Origin of the sequence: Bacillus sp. 16GRE42, from assembly GCF_019837435.1 — a bacterium.
Classification (GTDB): domain Bacteria; phylum Bacillota; class Bacilli; order Bacillales; family Bacillaceae_G; genus Bacillus_A; species Bacillus_A wiedmannii.
This window is the reverse complement of the sequence record NZ_JADAXF010000001.1, coordinates 443,633-462,624: the sequence shown is the minus strand read 5'-3', so window position 1 is coordinate 462,624 and position 18,992 is coordinate 443,633. Positions and strand designations below refer to the sequence as shown.

17 protein-coding genes and 1 pseudogene are annotated in these 18,992 nt (G+C 33.5%); 15 read left to right on the top strand and 3 right to left on the bottom strand.

Features of this window, described 5'->3' with window-relative positions; translation table 11 throughout:
• The first annotated feature begins 167 nt into the window (after positions 1-167).
• Positions 168-734 carry a TetR/AcrR family transcriptional regulator gene (locus ILS93_RS02505; protein ID WP_001107298.1) on the top strand — a complete coding sequence of 189 codons (567 nt, stop codon included), beginning with the start codon at positions 168-170 and terminating at the stop codon, positions 732-734.
• 244 nt (positions 735-978) lie between these two features.
• On the top strand, positions 979-4,095 hold the full coding sequence (locus ILS93_RS02500; RefSeq protein WP_222659861.1) for an MMPL family transporter: 3,117 nt from the start codon (positions 979-981) through the stop codon (positions 4,093-4,095).
• 29 nt (positions 4,096-4,124) lie between these two features.
• Here ILS93_RS02500 and ILS93_RS02495 read toward each other — a convergent pair.
• Positions 4,125-4,298, bottom strand: a pseudogene (locus ILS93_RS02495) (stress protein); the annotation flags it as partial.
• 164 nt (positions 4,299-4,462) lie between these two features.
• On the opposite strand from ILS93_RS02495, the gene ILS93_RS02490 reads away from it, so the two are divergent.
• Together ILS93_RS02490 and ltaS are read left to right on the top strand one after the other, a co-directional pair.
• Positions 4,463-6,088 carry an ABC-F family ATP-binding cassette domain-containing protein gene (locus tag ILS93_RS02490; RefSeq protein ID WP_000633871.1) on the top strand — a complete coding sequence of 542 codons (1,626 nt, stop codon included), beginning with the start codon at positions 4,463-4,465 and terminating at the stop codon, positions 6,086-6,088.
• Positions 6,089-6,616: 528 nt separating this feature from the next.
• Positions 6,617-8,590, top strand: coding sequence for a lipoteichoic acid synthase (gene ltaS / locus ILS93_RS02485; protein WP_098101519.1), 1,974 nt, complete (start codon positions 6,617-6,619; stop codon positions 8,588-8,590).
• Positions 8,591-8,648: 58 nt separating this feature from the next.
• On the opposite strand, the gene ILS93_RS02480 is transcribed toward ltaS, so the two are convergent.
• Together ILS93_RS02480 and ILS93_RS02475 are read right to left on the bottom strand one after the other, a co-directional pair.
• On the bottom strand, positions 8,649-9,320 hold the full coding sequence (locus ILS93_RS02480; RefSeq protein ID WP_075307552.1) for a TerC family protein: 672 nt from the start codon (positions 9,318-9,320) through the stop codon (positions 8,649-8,651).
• A 280-nt stretch (positions 9,321-9,600) separates the two neighbouring features.
• A complete protein-coding gene (locus ILS93_RS02475) occupies positions 9,601-10,428 on the bottom strand; it encodes a peptidoglycan-N-acetylglucosamine deacetylase (RefSeq protein WP_064475601.1) in 828 nt (275 codons plus the stop codon).
• Between the two features lie 217 nt (positions 10,429-10,645).
• On the opposite strand from ILS93_RS02475, the gene ILS93_RS02470 reads away from it, so the two are divergent.
• From ILS93_RS02470 to ILS93_RS02420, 11 genes are all read left to right on the top strand, one after another.
• A complete protein-coding gene (locus tag ILS93_RS02470) occupies positions 10,646-10,906 on the top strand; it encodes a hypothetical protein (RefSeq protein WP_222659859.1) in 261 nt (86 codons plus the stop codon).
• A gap of 688 nt (positions 10,907-11,594) precedes the next feature.
• On the top strand, positions 11,595-12,416 hold the full coding sequence (locus tag ILS93_RS02465; RefSeq protein WP_222659857.1) for an MBL fold metallo-hydrolase: 822 nt from the start codon (positions 11,595-11,597) through the stop codon (positions 12,414-12,416).
• 205 nt (positions 12,417-12,621) lie between these two features.
• Positions 12,622-13,011 carry a VOC family protein gene (locus ILS93_RS02460; protein WP_064475599.1) on the top strand — a complete coding sequence of 130 codons (390 nt, stop codon included), beginning with the start codon at positions 12,622-12,624 and terminating at the stop codon, positions 13,009-13,011.
• A gap of 166 nt (positions 13,012-13,177) precedes the next feature.
• Positions 13,178-14,125, top strand: coding sequence for a PLP-dependent cysteine synthase family protein (locus ILS93_RS02455; RefSeq protein WP_222659855.1), 948 nt, complete (start codon positions 13,178-13,180; stop codon positions 14,123-14,125).
• Between the two features lie 240 nt (positions 14,126-14,365).
• The gene (locus tag ILS93_RS02450) at positions 14,366-15,049 is read left to right on the top strand and encodes a DNA alkylation repair protein (protein WP_222659853.1); all 684 of its coding nucleotides are present in this window, start codon (positions 14,366-14,368) and stop codon (positions 15,047-15,049) included.
• Positions 15,050-15,065: 16 nt separating this feature from the next.
• Complete coding sequence (locus ILS93_RS02445; protein WP_154132153.1) at positions 15,066-15,767, top strand: nucleotidyltransferase domain-containing protein; 702 nt, start codon at positions 15,066-15,068, stop codon at positions 15,765-15,767.
• Positions 15,768-15,782: 15 nt separating this feature from the next.
• The gene (locus ILS93_RS02440; protein WP_222659851.1) at positions 15,783-16,328 is read left to right on the top strand and encodes a GNAT family N-acetyltransferase; all 546 of its coding nucleotides are present in this window, start codon (positions 15,783-15,785) and stop codon (positions 16,326-16,328) included.
• A gap of 34 nt (positions 16,329-16,362) precedes the next feature.
• Positions 16,363-16,863 carry a GNAT family N-acetyltransferase gene (locus ILS93_RS02435; protein WP_064475594.1) on the top strand — a complete coding sequence of 167 codons (501 nt, stop codon included), beginning with the start codon at positions 16,363-16,365 and terminating at the stop codon, positions 16,861-16,863.
• Between the two features lie 15 nt (positions 16,864-16,878).
• The gene (locus ILS93_RS02430) at positions 16,879-17,400 is read left to right on the top strand and encodes a DinB family protein (protein ID WP_222659849.1); all 522 of its coding nucleotides are present in this window, start codon (positions 16,879-16,881) and stop codon (positions 17,398-17,400) included.
• A 69-nt stretch (positions 17,401-17,469) separates the two neighbouring features.
• Positions 17,470-18,408, top strand: a complete 939-nt coding sequence (locus ILS93_RS02425) for a DMT family transporter (protein ID WP_088046647.1) — start codon at positions 17,470-17,472, stop codon at positions 18,406-18,408.
• A 56-nt stretch (positions 18,409-18,464) separates the two neighbouring features.
• Positions 18,465-18,875: a GNAT family N-acetyltransferase gene (locus ILS93_RS02420; protein ID WP_098111960.1), complete on the top strand. Its 411-nt coding sequence runs from the start codon at positions 18,465-18,467 to the stop codon at positions 18,873-18,875.
• Positions 18,876-18,992: the final 117 nt, after the last annotated feature.

The following is an 18,992-nucleotide window of genomic DNA, read 5'->3' as shown; positions in this document are numbered from 1 at the left end:
AGTTTTTGTCGGTAAATCGATATATCTTGAAAATCGCTGATATAATTTTTTCACAAACAAGGGATTAAAAACCGAACCGATACTGGTCACGCACTTGACTTTTAATCCATGTAATTTATAATTAAAAACGGAATGAATTTTCATTCCTGAAAATAGAGGTGGAAAAAATGGCTAAAAACAAACAAGAGGATATTTTTGATGCTGCGATGAAACTTTTCGCAGAGCGTGGTTACGATGGTACGACAATTCCAATGATTGCTGAAAAGGCAAAAGTCGGTGCGGGTACTATTTATCGCTATTTTGAAAATAAAGAGGCACTTGTTAACTCATTATTTTCAAAAAGTATGTTAGAGCTTTCTGAAATGATAAAAACGGATTTTCCTGTTGAAGCAAATATTCGTGAACAGTTTAGTCATACGTACAACCGTTTATTTGAATTTGCGAGAAACAATGTGGATGCTTTTTTATTTACAAATTCTCACTGTGATAGTTATTTTCTTGATGAACAAAGTAAGAAAATATTTGAAGATTTTATAGGCTTCTTTATGAATATTATTGAAGATGGAATCGCAAAAGGTTTTCTTCGTCCATTGCCTCCAGTTGCTTTAATTATTATTGTATATCAACCGCTAGAAAAACTAACGAAGGTAATTGCAACAGGGCAATTAGAATACTCAAAAGAATTAGTAAAAGAATTGGAAGAAAGTTCTTGGAACGCTATTAGAATCATTTGATTCTATAGCTAATAAGTATAGGAATGAATATTCATTCCTGAATAGATTTAAAACATGAGAGTAGGAGAGGATATTTGTGTAACAACAGGAATGAACATTCATTCCGGAAAAGGTAGTTTAATAAAGTTTAAAAAATAATGTAATATAATGATAGGAATGAACGTTCATTCCGAATAAAGTATTTTTAAAAGGATAGGAATGAATATTCATTCCCTTTTAATTTTCAAAATGGGAGATGATTAAAATGAGTAAGCTGAAAAATTGGAGAAGTTTATCTTTTCTATTATGGATAGTTATTACTATTGCAATGATCGTAACGATGCCTAATATGGATAAATTAGTGAAAGAAAAAGGGCACATTACGATTCCTAATACAGAACAAAGTAGTATTGCTGACAAGATGATAAAAGAGATGGATAAAGACGGGACTGAAAAGTATGAAATTATAGCTGTTTTTAATAGTGGAAGTAAAACAGCTTTAACAACTGAGCAAAAAGAGGAAATCGTAAAAACAATCCATGCTTTACAAAATGAAAAAGAGCAATTAGGAATTAAGGAAGTTGTTTCACATTTAGATAATAAAGATTTGGAAAAACAGTTGATATCTAAAGACAATACGACCATTTTAACGCAAATCTCAGTAGATAAAAAAAATGGTGAAATATCAAAAGTTGCAAATGGGCTTCATAAAAAAGTGCAAACGAAAGGGGTAAAAACGTACTTAACAGGAAGTGATTTAATAGCTGGTGATTTTCTTACTTCCTCTCAAGAGGGAGTGAAGAAGACAGAAGTTATTTCTATCATTTTCATTCTAGTTGTATTAATCATTGTATTTCGTTCGCCAATTGTTCCGATTGTTTCCCTTCTTACTGTTGGTGTATCATATTTAGTTTCAATGGGGATTATTGCCCATTTAGTAGATCAATTTAATTTTCCGTTTTCTAACTTTACACAAGTGTTTGTAGTCGTTGTCCTGTTTGGGGTTGGAACAGACTATAACATTTTATTATATACAAGATTTAAAGAAGAATTAAGTAAACAAGAGAATTCATTTTTGGCTACGAAAGAAACGTTTAAATCAGCAGGGAAAACCGTTTTATATAGTGGGATAGCAGTACTAATTGGTTTTGCATCTCTTGCTTTAGCGAGTTTTAAATTATATCAATCTACTTCAGCGGTAGCAATTGGTGTCGCAGTATTATTACTCGTATTAACTACGTTAAATCCATTTTTTATGGTGCTTTTAGGAAAAGGAATGTTTTATCCAGTTAAAACATTTAAAGGTCATGAGGATAGTCGTTTATGGGGATTTCTTGCGAAAAACTCAGTAGTAAGACCATTCGCAGCTTTAATCATCGTATTTGTGATATCGATTCCTTTCGTAATGAAATACTCTAACACATTAAATTACAATGATTTATTTGAAGTAGATAATAAATATGAGTCGAAAATGGGGATTAACGTAATAGAAGAGCATTTTCCACCTGGTTTCTCTTCACCAAGTACGTTAGTCATTCAATCAGATAACAAGTTAGATGAGGCGAGTTCGCTGCAAACTTTAGACGAACTAACTGATAAGATTTTGAAAGTGAAAGGTGTTTCAGAAGTATATTCACCGACGCGTCCAAACGGTGAAAGGATAAAAGAACTATATATAAATAAACAAGCGGGAGAACTGAATACAGGTTTAGGAGATGCGAATGGTGGTATAAATGAAATTAATGATGGATTAACTACTGCAAAAGATAAAATGGGTAGTAAAGATTCAAATAGTCTTGCAAACGTTCAAAAATTAATTGATGGAACAACGGAAGCGAAAAATGGTGTAACAGCATTAGGAACAGCTTTAAATCAACTTTCAAGTGGTATAAACAACGGAGCACAAGGTGCGCAGCGAATTGAGAGTGGATTAACCTCAGTAAATGAAAATATAAATGTTCTATCTAATGCAACGTCACAACTTCATGCTGGTTATTCGCAGTTAGAAAAAGGTTTAAGTTCCTACGATCAATACTTCGGAAGTATTTCTCAAGCGATTGATGGGGCGAAAAAAGGCTATGAACAAATTGACATATTAATGACCAATTTCATTCAAACGAAACCAGAATTAGCAAATGATCCGAACATACTGCAAACGATAGGGATCGCTAAAGAGGCTCAAAAGCAATTAGGTGGGCTTTCAAATGAATTAAACCAATTAGCAACGCAACATAAAGCGGCGATGGGTTCATTTAAAGAAGCAAATCAATCGTTATCGAAAGTGGATAACGGCTTAAAAGAAATGAGCGATGGAGTTACTAAGTTACAAAAAGGAGCAGCTGATCTTAAAAATGGATTAAATGAAGGTGCTTCAGGCTCAAAACAAATTGCGAACAAGTCATCTGAGTTACAAACCGGATTAACAAAAATAAATGATGGGCAAGGCCAGTTATTAACCGGGCTGAAAGACTTGCAAGAACAGATGGGGCAATTACAATCAGGATTATCTAAAAGTACAGAAGGGCTTGAAAAGGTAAGTAACGGACTAGGAGATGCTCAAAAATATTTAGGAGAACTAAATGAATCAAAAAGCTCTGCGAAATTTTATATACCAAAAGAAGTTTTAGAGGGGGAAGATTTCCAAAAAGCATTGAATACGTACATGTCACAAGATAGAAAGACTGCTAAAATGACAATCATTTTAGACGTAAATCCGTATTCAAAAGAAGCAATGCCAATCATTGAAGAAATTAATAAAACGATAGACGGTACGTTAAATGGTACAGAATTAAAATCGGTGAAAAAAGCAATCGGCGGCACAACAGCTAGAAATGTTGATTTAAAAGAAGTAACAGGCCAAGATTTCTTACGTACAGCTACAATTATGTTAATTGGAATTGCGATTGTATTACTCATTATTACACGGTCATTTTTAAATACAATCTTCATTATTGGATCTTTAATATTAGCTTATTTTGCATCACTTGGCATAAGTGAACAAATTAGTGCACACTTACTAAATGTAGAGTCATTAAGCTGGAATGTACCATTCTTTAGTTTTATTATGATTGTCGCTTTAGGTGTGGATTATAGCATTTTTGTAATGATGCGATACAATGAGCTAGAAGGGGACCCCGCAACGAAAATTGTAAATGCATCTCGTCACATAGGAGGAGTCGTATTATCAGCGGCACTTATTTTAGGTGGTACATTTGCTGCATTAATCCCTTCAGGTGTATTGACACTTATACAAGTAGCATCTGTTGTTGGTGTTGCACTGTTACTATTAGCTATCATTGTGATGCCAATATTGTTACCTGCATTAATAGGGTTAACGAGTAAAATGAAGCATTATACGAAGAAATTAAGTAAAAGAAAATAAAAGAATCCCCTTTTAAAAGGGGATTTTTCTTATTTAATAAACTTGTCCATCACGTCTATATATTTTGCAAATTCTTCATCTTTCATATCTCCATTCATTTGTAAAAGAAAATTGCCTTTTGCGTGTGTATGAGAGAATAACATAGGAGCAGAATTTCCTAATTCATCATAATATTTCTTAACTTTTTCTAGGTCTTCTTTCTTTTTATTCAAGGTAGAAAAGGGATGAATAGCAATCAACCGTTGCTATTCATCCATCTTCTACTATATAATAGCTATAGTCTACAATAATTGAGTCGTAATATGCGATTTTTTAAGACAATCGGTGAGAAAACGCTGAAATAAGCGGTATTAGTAGGAGGACACAAATGATTACAGTAAGTAACGTTAGTTTGCGTTTTGCGGATCGCAAATTATTTGAAGATGTTAACATAAAATTCACGCCAGGTAACTGCTACGGTTTAATCGGAGCAAACGGTGCGGGTAAATCAACATTTCTAAAGATTTTATCTGGTGAAATCGAACAATCAACAGGTGATATACATATTACGCCAGGTGAGCGTCTAGCAGTATTAAAACAGAATCACTTCGAATATGAAGAGTTCCCAGTATTAGAAACAGTAATTATGGGTCACACGCAACTTTACAAAGTAATGCAAGAGAAAAATGCCATTTACATGAAAGAAGACTTTAGTGATGAAGATGGTATGCGTGCTGCTGAACTTGAAGGTGAGTTCGCTGAGCTTAACGGTTGGGAAGCAGAATCAGAAGCTGCAATCCTTCTTAAAGGTTTAGGTATTGGTGAAGATGTTCATGATAAGAAATTGTCAGAATTAACTGGTGCAGAGAAAGTAAAAGTATTACTTGCTCAAGCATTATTTGGTAAACCTGACATTCTATTACTAGATGAGCCTACCAACCACTTGGACTTAAAAGCGATTCAATGGTTAGAAAACTTCTTAATGAACTTTGAAAATACAGTAATCGTTGTATCCCATGACCGTCACTTCTTAAATAAAGTTTGTACGCACATGGCTGATCTTGATTTCGGTAAAATTCAACTTTATGTTGGTAACTATGACTTCTGGTATGAGTCAAGCCAATTAGCTTTAAAATTAACACAAGATGCTAATAAGAAAAAAGAAGAGAAAGTAAAAGAGTTACAAAACTTCATTGCACGCTTTAGCTCAAACGCATCTAAAGCGAAACAAGCAACTTCTCGTAAAAAATTATTAGATAAAATTACATTAGATGATATTAGACCATCGTCACGTCGTTACCCATTTGTTGGCTTTACACCTGAGCGTGAAATAGGAAATGACTTATTAACTGTTGAAGGTCTTTCTAAAACAATTGATGGTGAAAAAGTGTTAGATAATGTGTACTTCACTTTAAATAAAGGTGATAAAGTTGCATTTATCGGTCGTAACGATATTGCGATGACAACATTATTTAAAATCCTTATGGGTGAAATGGAGCCAGATAGCGGTTCATTCAAATGGGGCGTTACAACATCTCAATCTTACTTCCCAAGAGATAACTCTAAATACTTTGAGAACAGTGACTCCAACTTAGTTGATTGGTTACGCCAATTCTCTCCACAAGATGAGTCAGAAAGCTTCTTACGTGGTTTCTTAGGCCGTATGTTATTCTCAGGTGAAGAAGTTAAGAAGAACGTTTCTGTATTATCTGGAGGCGAAAAAGTTCGTTGTATGCTATCTAAAATGATGTTAAGTGGTGCGAACGTAATCACACTTGATGATCCAACGAACCACTTAGACCTTGAGTCTATCACTGCATTAAACAACGGTTTAATCGCATTCAAAGGTACAATGTTATTCACATCTCATGACCATCAGTTCGTACAAACAATTGCAAACCGCATTATCGAAGTAACGCCAAACGGTGTAATTGATAAAGAGGCTACTTACGATGAGTTCTTAGAAAATGAAGAACTTCAAAAACAAGTAGATGCAATGTACAAAGGTCAATAATAAATGATGAAAAACCTCGCTCTCTTTATGAGAGCGAGGTTTTTTTATAATCATTGTTTTTATGAATTGTGAATAATTATACAGAAATAACTTTAGCGGTGGAAAGTTATTTTGATGTTGCATATAGAGAAATGGCTACAGCATGAATAAACTATGAAATTCATGAAGGGATGTAATATACACCAAAAAAACTAATGCTATCTATTGTTAAATTCATTATATTACATTAATGTTCCAGAACTGGAGACATATTTATTTGCGAAGCAGTGAATAAAAGTTTATAGTATGTGGTGTCATAATTAGTGGATGGGACATGGGAGAAAACAGAAAATGTTACAAATTTATTTTATTAAATAGAAACCAAGGTCAAAATGTCTAGAAAGAAATAGTTGAATAAATACTAGCTTCAAATTATAATTACTAATATTCTTCATTTAGTTAAACAAACAAAATCTATTTGAAGATAAAAATTGAATAGAGACAGACTTATAAAAAAATAAGCCTTGGATGATCAAAAGAGGTGGAGAGATGAAACAATTACTATTAAAGAGTAAGCGAGTGTTAAGCAATCACTTTGGATTTTTCGTGTTTGCCATTATTTTATTCTGGTTAAAAACATACGCAGCATATGTGACAGAATTTAATTTAGGGATATCCAACACAATCCAAAAGTTTTTACTGTTTTTCAACCCGTTAAGCTCAGCAGTTTTATTTTTAGGGCTCGCATTATTCGCAAAGGGGAAACGTGCTTACATTTGGTTAATTGTTATTAATTTGTTAATGTCTATACTGTTATACGCAAACGTAGTATATTATCGCTTTTTCAGTGACTTTATTACGTTCCCGACATTAACACAAACGAATAACTTTGGAGATTTAGGTGGTAGTATTTTTGCATTGCTACACGTCTATGATCCACTATATTTCTTAGATACAATCATTTTAATTGCTTTAGTCGCAACAAAATTTGCAAGTCCAAAACCAATTCGTGTTGCGAAACATAAATTATCACTAGTATTTGTAGCAGGTATTTTATTATTCAGCATTAATTTAGGTCTTGCAGAATCCGATCGTCCTGAATTATTAACAAGAACATTTGACCGTAATTATATTGTGAAATATTTAGGGGCATACAACTATACGATTTATGATGGCATTCAAAGTGCGAAAGCATCAACAGAACGAGCGTTAGCTGATGGAGATAATATGACAGAGGTTAGAAATTATCTTGCATCAACATATGCAAGTCCAAATCCTGAGTACTTTGGTAAAGGAAAAGGAATGAACGTAATTTATATTCATTTAGAATCATTCCAAAACTTTTTAATTGATTATAAATTAAATGGGCAAGAAGTTACACCGTTCTTAAACTCATTTACAAAAGATGCGAATACGTTATACTTTGATAACTTCTTCCATCAAACAGGACAAGGTAAAACATCTGATGCGGAGTTCATGTTAGAAAACTCAATGTTTGGATTACCACAAGGATCTGTTTTTACAAATAAAGCTCATAACACGTATCAATCAGCACCAGCTATTTTAGGTCAACAAGGATACACATCAGCTGTATTCCACGGTAATTACAAAACGTTCTGGAACCGTGACGATATTTATAAATCATTTGGTTTCAATAAATTCTTTGATGCGTCATACTATGATATGAATGAAAAAGATGTAGTAAACTATGGATTAAAAGATAAACCGTTCTTTAATGAATCAATTCCGTTATTACAAACATTGAAACAACCGTTCTATACGAAGTTCATTACGTTATCGAACCATTTCCCTTATCCAATTGATAAAGAGGAAGCGACGATTGAACCAGCTAAAACAGGTGACTCTTCAGTAGATACGTATTTCCAAACAGCGCGTTATTTAGATGAATCTGTAAAAGGATTCATGGATTACTTGAAACAATCTGGTTTATACGATAACTCAATTATCGTTATGTACGGTGACCATTACGGTATTTCAGATAATCATGGCGCAGCAATGTCTCAAATAATGGGTAAAGAAATGAACTCATTTGAAAATGCACAACTGCAACGTGTACCATTAATCATTCGTGTTCCAGGAATGAAGGGTGGCGTACAACATCAATACGGCGGAGAAATTGATGTTCTTCCGACACTATTACACTTACTAGGTACAGATACGAAAAATTATGTCCAGTTCGGATCAGATTTATTATCACCAGAGCATAAACAAGTCGTTCCATTCCGTAACGGTAACTTCGTAAGTCCAACAGTTACTGCACTGAATGGAAAATACTATGATACAGCTACTGGTGAATCTGTAGAATTAACAGACGAAATAAAACAAAATGAACAAATGGTTCAAAAATCACTGAAATACTCTGACCAAGTTGTTAACGGTGACTTATTACGATTCTATACACCGGAAGGATTTACACCGGTCGATCGTTCAAAGTATAACTATAACCATCGTGATAAAAATAAAACGAAGGTAAAGACGACTGAAGACGGGGAAACGAAATAAATATTAAAGAGCGCTACTCCTATGAGTAGCGCTTTTGTTTGTACATATAACGTTGTCATTATATAGAATTATCTTTCGTTTTTTGTTTCATCTTTCCAAAGAATACTACACCGGCAATGATAATAATGATAAATGCCCATTTTATGAAAGGATTACTTTCGAAAAATCCAGCGAACCATTTTTCATCTACAATCATTTTCGCGGCAGTATAAGCTAAAACAGCTGCTCCAATTGTAATGATGACAGGGAATCGGTCCACCCATTTTAAAATTAATGTACTACCCCATACTACTACTGGAATGGACACTAATAGCCCGATGATGACTAAAGAAAAATTGCCATGCGCAGCTCCGGCAACAGCGAGAACATTATCAATTCCCATTAACGCATCAGCTATAATAATGGTTTTAATAGCAGACCAAAATCCTTCTTCTGCCTTAATGTCATGATCTTTGCCTTCAGCAATTAATTTGTAAGCGATCCATATAAGGAGTACACCACCAATTAGAAGTAGCCCTGGTATTTTTAACAACCAAACGACAACTAAAGTAGCGAGGGCTCTAATCGCGATTGCCCCGATAGTTCCCCATATAATAACTTTCTTTTGTTGATCTTTCGGTAATCGTCTTGCTGCTAATCCAATTACAATAGCATTATCACCGGCTAACACTAAATCAATTACAATGATGGCAAGTAAGGCTGACAAATATTCAGCTGAAAGAAAATCCATATACACATCACTCCTTAAGAGTAATATGTGCTAAAGTGTTGATAATATAAAAAATAGGATTGAATTTGTATATTCAATCTATAATTTCTTACTGTATTTTGATATATGTTTTAATTTCGTACTAGTCGTTTTTAGAATAACATGTGATGTTACTAAATTAATGTGATTTATATTTTCTATTGATATAAAGGAAGAGGGGGAAATCGAATATACGAGAAGAAATTTCAAAAACGATAAAAAAAGACTCAATAACCTACTAGAGGAAATAGAGTCTTTTTCATTACATACGATTATCGTGCCAGAAGTTTAATGGGAAGTGTTCGTTCTCACTATAACTTTCTAATTCATATCCTTTTTCTTTCAGCCCTTTAATAATTCCTGGTACTGCTTTAACGGATTGTGGATGAATATCGTGCATTAGAATTACTTCTGTTGGCTTGTTAGCTCCATTTACAACGTTTTGTACAATTTTAGCTGATGCAGCATCAACAGGCATTTTGCTGTATGTCCAGTCTAAAGAATCAATTGTCCAATCCCAAACTTTCAACCCATTTTCAACAACTTTGTTACGAAGAGCTTCATTTAATCCTGGCATTGAGCCGTAAGATGGACGAGTTAATACTGGTGATTTACCTAGAACACCAGCGATTAAGCCTTGATCTTCCTTCATTTCATCTACATAACGACCTTCTGTGTAAAGTTTCTTGTAGTTATGAGTCATACTATGCATCCCAACATAGTGGCCTTCAGCATCTTCACGTTTTACAAGGTCAGGGAAAGCTTTTACGTTTGAACCAATTAGGAAAAATGTTGCTTTTGCATTTTCTTTCTTTAACATATCTAAAAGCTCAGCTGTGTATTTTCCAGGACCATCATCAAATGTTAAGTAAGCTACTTTTCTAACTTGCCCATTATATTGTTTTGGAGCTTCTTTCGGTGCAAGAGATGATTGAATTTCACTTACAAGTTGAACAGATTTTGCTTCATCCTCTGTGCTTGCTAGAGCAATATGTGCTGATCCTAAAGCCGCTTCGTATGTAAATAATACCCCCGCGCAAATCAACATAGCCCTTTTTACTAAAGTTGTCATTCGAATTCCATTGTGCATAATTTTCCTTCTTTCTATAAAAGTTCTACTCTACTATATTAGCAATTATAGGGAGGTAATTGCAAAAAAACTTTTTTACAAGTGCAAAAAAGTTTGTTCGAAAATATGCAAGATTTTAAAGGGATGTCATTTTGAAAGAAACGTCACAAATAATTGGATAATTTTAATTATGAGTTGGAAACAATACAAGGGATATTAATTTTAGGAGGTGCTTTAATTGAATTATAAAAAAATGCTTTCAATATTTATGACAAGCATATTTACAGTAGGATTATTAATTGGCTGTAATCCAGCTCCAAAAGACGAAAAGGAGCCAGATCCAACGGAGGAACCTTCTGAACAAAGACAGGAGGAAAAAAATGAAAAACAAGATCCTGCTAAAGAAAAAAATAATGAGTTAAACAAAAAGGATGAACACGAACCAGATCCAACAGAAGAGCCATCTGAGGAACAAAAGAAGAAAAAAGAAAATGAGTAGGTCTAGATTAATGAAATATGTAACGTGATTTTGTAACAAAGAATACTTTTTAAAACATACAACCACTTTTCTTACTTTATAAAAAAAGTGGTTGTATAAAATTGCATATGCATTTAAATATTTCATGGATTTAAATTTTGTCTTAAGGCTACTTTTTAATTCATGTAGTTTGTGATGTTTATTTCCCCTAAAATGAAGCTTGAAATCAATATTCATTTATCTTTACAAACTCTTCAATCATCAAATTAAATTCACCCGATAGTTTTATCAACAAACTTTATGTTGCTACTGCTTTCTGTATTACATACTTCGTACAGTATAATTACAATTTTTATTATACTCTCTCCTTAATTTAAATCTACTATCCCCCTGATGTGTATTAGTAAGTATTATAGTGATAAAGTTGTAACAAAATCTTTCAATTGCTTCATTTATTTTATGAAGATGTGCTCTTTCTTTTAACGATTAAAGGGTTAAGTATATTAGAAAGTTTTAATATATTAAAAATTCTATTTTCTTGGAAGCAGCAAATAAAAAATTTAAGAAATTAGACTAAAGTGTTAAAAGGAAGGGGGCTAATCATACTTTCGTATTACTTCATTTTCATTCCAATTATTGATTCGAATATTTTTGTTTTCTATTAAAATATTGGTATAAGAACAATTAAATTTAAAAAGGGAGTGGGAATATGGTTAATTATATTTGCACTACATGTGGAGTACAGTATCCCGAAAATGAAGAAGCACCTTCCCGTTGTAATATTTGCAATGAGGAAAGGCAATATGTGAATCCAATTGGGCAGTCATGGACAACATTAGAAACTATGCAAAATAGCAATTTATACAAAAATGAAATAATAAAAGAAGAAAATGGTTTGTATAGCATTACTACAAAACCTAAATTTGCAATTGGACAAACAGCATTTTTAATACAAAGTAAAACTCTACATGTTATGTGGGATTGCATTAGCTATTTAGATCATAAAACGATCAAGAGTATATATGATTTAGGTGGTATTCAAGCAATAGCACTTTCTCATCCACATTATTACTCTACACAAGTAAAATGGGCGGAAACATTCAATGTACCTATCTATATTCATGAAGATGATAAAGAGTGGGTAGTTCGCCCGAGTAAACAAATTAAATTTTGGTCTGGGGAACATTTGATATTATCGGAAGAACTTACATTGCATCGTTTAGGAGGCCATTTTAAGGGCGGGACTGTTATGCATTGGAAAGAAGGTAACGAAGGGAAAGGAATTTTGTTATCAGGTGATATTATACAAGTAGTTTCCGATCAAAAATGGGTAAGTTTTATGTATAGTTATCCAAATCTCATCCCATTACCAGCGAATAAAGTTAGAGATATGGCAGAGAAAGTAAAAGATATCCAGTTTAGTCGACTATATAATGCATTTCATGGTGTGGTGGAAGATGCGAATAAGGCTGTACAAAGATCTGCTGATCGGTATATAAAGGCCCTGCAAGGAGAACTTTTTCATACGTAATAAAATATAAGGAAGAACTATTTATTTCATCTCAATATTTATATAACTACTTTTATATGAATTTAATACTAAAGTCCTACTATTTATAAACTAATAGGTCTTTCAACTTAGGTAGTTCTCACACTAATGAGGGATATGAAAGGAAATATATGTAACTTATAATAATTACTATAAAGCTTTGGAAAATGAAAAGGAGGAGATTTGCATGAAGAATTGGGTTCAATTTAGAATTGCAAGACCAACAGATAAATTTGAAGAAGTTATAGGTTTTTATGAGACAGGATTAGGGTTAAAGCGTATAGGAGAATTTCACAATCATGAAGGATATGATGGGGTTATGTTTGGAGTACCGGATGCCGAGTATCATTTAGAGTTTACAACGCACGTTAATGGAAGTCCATGTCCGGCACCGACAAAAGATAATTTATTAGTATTTTATATGCCAAATAAAGATGAAATTGAAAAAATAGTGAATCGATTAAGTAATATGGGCTATCATGAGGTGGAACCAGAAAATCCGTATTGGATAGAGAAAGGGACCACAATAGAGGATCCAGATGGTTGGAGAATTGTGCTTATGAACGCATTTGAATAAAGAAGCTCTTTTCGTATGTAATGGAGTGTAACAAAATGATTTAGTCATAAATCCCTACAGCATTTGTAGGGATTTTTATATAAAAAGATTTAGCCAAGAGAGTTATGAAAATGTAGAAAGTATTTTAGCTAAAAATAAATATGATTTATGTAGGAGGAATAGAAGTATGACATTAAAGCATTTTAATGAGTTCGCTAAAAATGTTGGGAATACACCTCTCATTAAATTAGAATGCGAAGAAACGAAGGATCTTTCTGTTTATGCTAAATGTGAATGGCACAACCCTACAGGATCGATTAAGGATAGAGCCGCACTTGGAATGATTAATAAATATTTACAAGAAGCGGACAAAAAACAACCTATTTTAGAGTATAGCGGTGGAAGCTTAGCGAGATCAATTGGCTATATTTGTTATTGTTTAGGAGTTCAATGCACGTTAGTTTTAAGTTCTGGAACTGGTAAATCACTACTAAATGAACTTAAACATTATGGAGCTAATGTGATTTTAGTTGATAAATGTATGGGTTTTTATGCAGTAATTGAAAAGACAATTGAGATTAGCAAACAAAAACCAGAGTTATACTTTTTATTCCAACATTATAATAATGCAAATCTATTAAGTCATATAGAAGGAACAGGACGAGAAATTATTACACAAATGAATGGAAAGCCAATACACGCATGGGTAGCATCTGCTGGTACTGGTGGAACTCTAATGGGGGTCTATAAAGTAGTAAAGAATTATACAAAAAAAGCTGAGCTACATTTAGTAATGCCTGCTGAATTGTCTTATGGTTCCGAACAACCACCAAATGATTTAAAGAAATATGCAGGATCAGGTGGATTCGGCCTAGGAAGGAAACAACATTTCATAGAACAGGAAGACAATTTGATAGAAAAACAATGGACATATTCATATGAAGAAACCTTGTATGAAATGGCACGTTTTTATAATGAAACTGGTATGAAAATAGGAACGTCTGCGGCAGCGAATTTATTAGCTGCTAAACAAATTGGAAAAGAAAAAGGTGCGAATTTTAATGTAGTTACAGTTTTTCCGGACGCCGGGTCTATAGAAGAGTGGTCAGATGTAAAGAGCTTACAACAAATATAGAGAAAATCAGACCAATAAAAGTTCTATCATATTCTATTTCTTACAATATGAGAAATTGAAGAAATGAAAACCTGTATATGTAAAATGTACAGGTTTTTCGTGGTTGTTTTAGTTATATATAGCAACTATAAAATTTCACATACCGTATTTAAAAAATACATATAGGAAAACCAAAAAGTAATGTAGAATATATCGTACATATATATATGAAGTCAACATAAAAGATAAAGAGGTGGGCATATGTTACTTGAAGAAGTAATGCAACTACTAGAGGAATATGGAACAGAACAAAATCGTAAAACGTATAAAAACCACGGAGCGAAAGAACCACTATTCGGAGTTAGTTTTGCTAATTTAAAATTGTTAAAAAAGAAGATAAAAAAAGATCATGATTTAGCAATTTCATTATGGAAAACAAAAAATATGGATGCAATGACTTTAGCAACAATGATTTTAGATCCAAAGAAAGTTACGACAGAACAGCTTAATAAATGGGTACAGGAAGTTGATTATTATTGTTTAATGGACGTTTTGATGACGGCTATTTGTACGTCGCCAATCGCGATAGAAAGAATGGAAGAATGGACAAAGTCTGATGATGAATGGATTGGAAGAGCTGGCTGGTCTTTATTAGCAAATATAGCGATTAAAAATAAAACGTTACATGATGATTTCTTCTCTCCGTATTTAGAAGAGGTTAAAACAAATATACATAATGAAAAAAATAGAAAAAAAGAAGCGATGAATAGTACTTTAATCGCGATAGGAATTCGTAATGAAGACTTAGAGGGAAAGGCGATTGTAATTGCACGTGAAATTGGAAAAGTACAAGTTGATCACGGGGCAACATCATGCAAAACACCAGACGCAGAGCCGTATATAAAAAAAGCGAGAGAAAGAGCTGAAAAAAAGAAAGTGAAATAAGAAAAGGGGAACGGTTATGAAACCAATGGAAGCGGCACAAAGCATAATTACATCACAATTTCCGAATTGTGATGTAGCTTTACTGGGAGGAAGCGTTGTACGAGGAGAAGCGACAAAAACATCTGATCTGGACATTGTTATAGTTGATCAAAATTTAACGTCTTGTTATAGAGAATCTTTCTATAGTAATGGATGGCCTGTTGAAGTCTTTGTACATAATTTTGAAACGTGTAAAACCTTTTTTAAAATGGATTGTGACCGAGGGAGACCTTCGTTACCACAATTAGTTTCAGAGGGTATTGTATTGAAAGGGGAAAATGAAATTGTTGAGAAATTAAAAAGTGAAGCAAATGATTTACTAAATAAAGGGCCAGCTAAATGGACGGAAGAAATGATGAAGCAGAAACGGTATTTTATTACGGATACTTTGGACGATTTTATTGGTGCATCAAAAAGAGAAGAAGAATTGTTTATCGCGAATTTATTAGCTGATTTATTACATGAATATGTATTAAGAGTAAATGGTAAATGGCTTGGAAATTCAAAATGGTTTATAAGGGTACTTAGAAAATATGATGAACAATATGCAGACCAATTTGTAGCGGCGTTCGATCATTTTTATACAACGGGAGAGAAAAGAAAATTAATTACTTTTGTAGAAAAAACGCTAGAACAGTACGGAGGAAGAATGTTTGAAGGGTTTTCTATAGGAAAATAAAAAGGGGATAACGCAATGAATGTACCATACGTTCAATTAAGAGAACTGACACTAGATGATGTAGAAGAGCGATATCAATGGTCATTAGATAAAGAAGTGACAAATCATTTAGTTGTACCAGATCAATATCCATCGTTCACTCGTGATGATACGAAAAAGTGGATTGAAGCATGTATAAATCGAAAAAATGGTTATGAACAAAGAGCTATAGTAACAGAGAACGGCATACATATTGGATGGGTAGACCTTAAAAACTTTGATAAAACAAATAAAAATGCAGAACTGGGAATCGCGATTGGTGATAAAGAGTATTGGGGTAAAGGATATGGATTAGCAGGTTTATATAGTATGTTACATCTAGCATTCATTGAATTTGAATTAGAGAAAGTTTGGCTACGTGTAGATGAAGATAATTTTCAAGCTAGAAAGAGTTATGAAAAGGCTGGTTTTATTTGTGAAGGATTAATGAGAAATGATCGATTACGTCAAGGGAAGTTCATTCATCGTTATCGTTATAGTATGTTAAGAGAAGAATACGAATCTTTAAATGGTAGCTTATAAAAATATTATGTTAACTAAAAGGGGATGGAGAAATATGATTCGATTACTTACGAAAGAAGATGCGAAAAAATATTGGGATTTACGTTTACAAGCATTACAAATAAATCCAGAGGCATTTGTAACAACTTATGAAGAGGCGATTCGTCAGGAAAATCCTATTAAACGAGTGGAAAGTAATTTAACAGCTACTACTAGCTGTACATTTGGTGCTTTTAATGAGGATTATCAATTAGTTGGAGTTGTCACTTTACTAACAGAAGAGAAAGAGGCGTATAAACATAAAGGTCATATCGTTGCGATGTATGTAGATGCTGACAATCGAAGAAGTGGTTTTGCACGTGAGTTAATACGTAAGGCAATTGAAAGAGCAAGAGAACTGAACTTGGAACAATTAACATTAGGTGTTGTGTCCACAAACGAACCAGCAAAAAAATTGTATGAATTAATGGGCTTTAAAACGTATGGGATTGAAAAGAGAGCTATAAAAATGAATGGTGTGTATAGTGATGATGAACATATGGTGTTGTTCTTTTAATGGGGGGAGTTTAGTATGAAAGATCTCCATTTAGAAAAAAATATGAACCCGCAAGTAGCGATTTTGTATGCGACGGTTACTGATACATTTAAACGATTGCAAAAGTTAGTAGAAGGTACTGATGTGAAAGAACTGTCCTTCAAAGAGTCAGAAAATAATGAAAATAGTATTGGGCAACTACTTCAGCATTTAGCAATAGTCGATTTACACTGGGTGTACCGTTTAAAAGGAGAGGAAGTTCCACCGACACTTGAAAATAAATATGGACCAATGTTGAATGAAATGGGAGGATTGCCTAGTTTAAGAAAGTATAAATTACAAGAATTAATGCAAGACTATGAAGCGGTGCAACATATGTTTTATGAGGAGTGTATGGAACTAACAGAAAATGATTTAACAAGGGAAGTTTTTTATGAGAAGGGAGAAACTGCGACTATAAGGTGGGGAATATGGCATATAGCCGATCATAATCGGTACCATCAAGCTCATATTAGTCAGTTAAGAAAACTATATAGAGCTAGAATAGATGCGAGATGAAGATTTCGAATTTTAATTATATTTAATTTGTTGTATAGTATAAGAAGAAACTAAACAAGGGGTTTTATAATGAAAGCTATTGCAGTAGGGATATTGGCATCATTTTTCTTTGCCTTTACCTTTGTTTTAAACCGGGCGATGGACTTAGAAGGTGGAAGCTGGATTTGGAGTGCTTCATTACGGTACTACTTTATGGTTCCAATGCTTTTACTTATTGTCATGTATAGAGGGAACTTAAAGCAACTCTTTCAATATATGAAAAATAATCCGAAAGAATGGTTAGTGTGGAGTATCGTTGGATTTGGTCTCTTCTATGCACCACTTAGTTTTGCCGGAGCTTTTGGACCTGGTTGGCTTGTTGCATCAACATGGCAAATTACGATTGTCGCAGGAATTTTGTTAACACCATTTTTTGCAGCAGATCCATTACATAAAAAACTTCCAATGAAGGAATTAGTTATGTCTGGGGTTATTTTATGCGGTGTTGTACTCATGCAAGTAGAACACGCTTCTTCATTAGGGATTCGAGAAACTGTTTTATGTGTAGTTTCTGTACTTATTGCAGCGTTTGCGTATCCTCTTGGAAATCGAAAAATGATGCAAGTTTGTAAAGGCGAATTAGATGTATTCCAGCGAGTTCTTGGTATGACATTAGCAAGTTTACCATTTTGGTTTTTACTATCAGGTTATGAAGTATCAACAGGCGGATTACCGTCAAGTGGCCAAGTTTTCCAATGTTTTATTGTAGCAGTTAGTTCTGGTTTAATCGCGACAGTACTATTCTTCTTTGCGACAGATCTTGTAAAAGATGATCCACAAAAACTAGCAACAGTCGAAGCAACACAGTCCGGTGAAGTTTTATTTGCGCTAGTAGGAGAGCTCATCTTGCTATCTGCGCCAATTCCGTCATCTTTATCTTGGATCGGAATGAGTCTTGTTATTGTCGGAATGATACTACATAGTTATGTAGCGGTCGTTGTGAAAAAAGAAGAAAAAATAACGGCGTAATGAGACTAGCTCTTTATAGAAAGAGCTAGTCTTTTTTCATGGAAAGGGATGTAGAAATGAATTTGCAACGCGTGGAACAAATTGAGAAAAATCCAATTTTAAATGTGTTACAGTATGCAGTCGGGCCAAGTGAAACTAGCTTAAAGAAAGCAGTTTTATATTATGAAAGTAGTAAAGGGACTTTGTATAGATATGAAGAAAAGGCTTGTATAGGTATTGAAATAATCGGAGCAAATAAAGCGAGAATATGTCACATAGCAGTCGCTCCACAATATCGTAATAAAGGAATTGCGTTGCAAATGATAAAAGAAGTAGTAAAAATGCTTCAATTAACTTATATAGAAGCAGAGACAGACAATGAGGCAGTAGAATTTTATAAAAAAATTGGTTTTCAGGTTAAAAGTTTAGGAGAAAGATATCCGGGGATTGAAAGATTTCATTTGTATTTTAAAAATAAAACATATTAAAATTATCTTAGAATATAATATCCGGAATAGGATTTGAAGAAATAGTTCGTTTTATATGTATCCTGCTATTTGTGGACAGTAAAACTCCCACCTCAAAATTCGGCTGGAGTAAGGAAG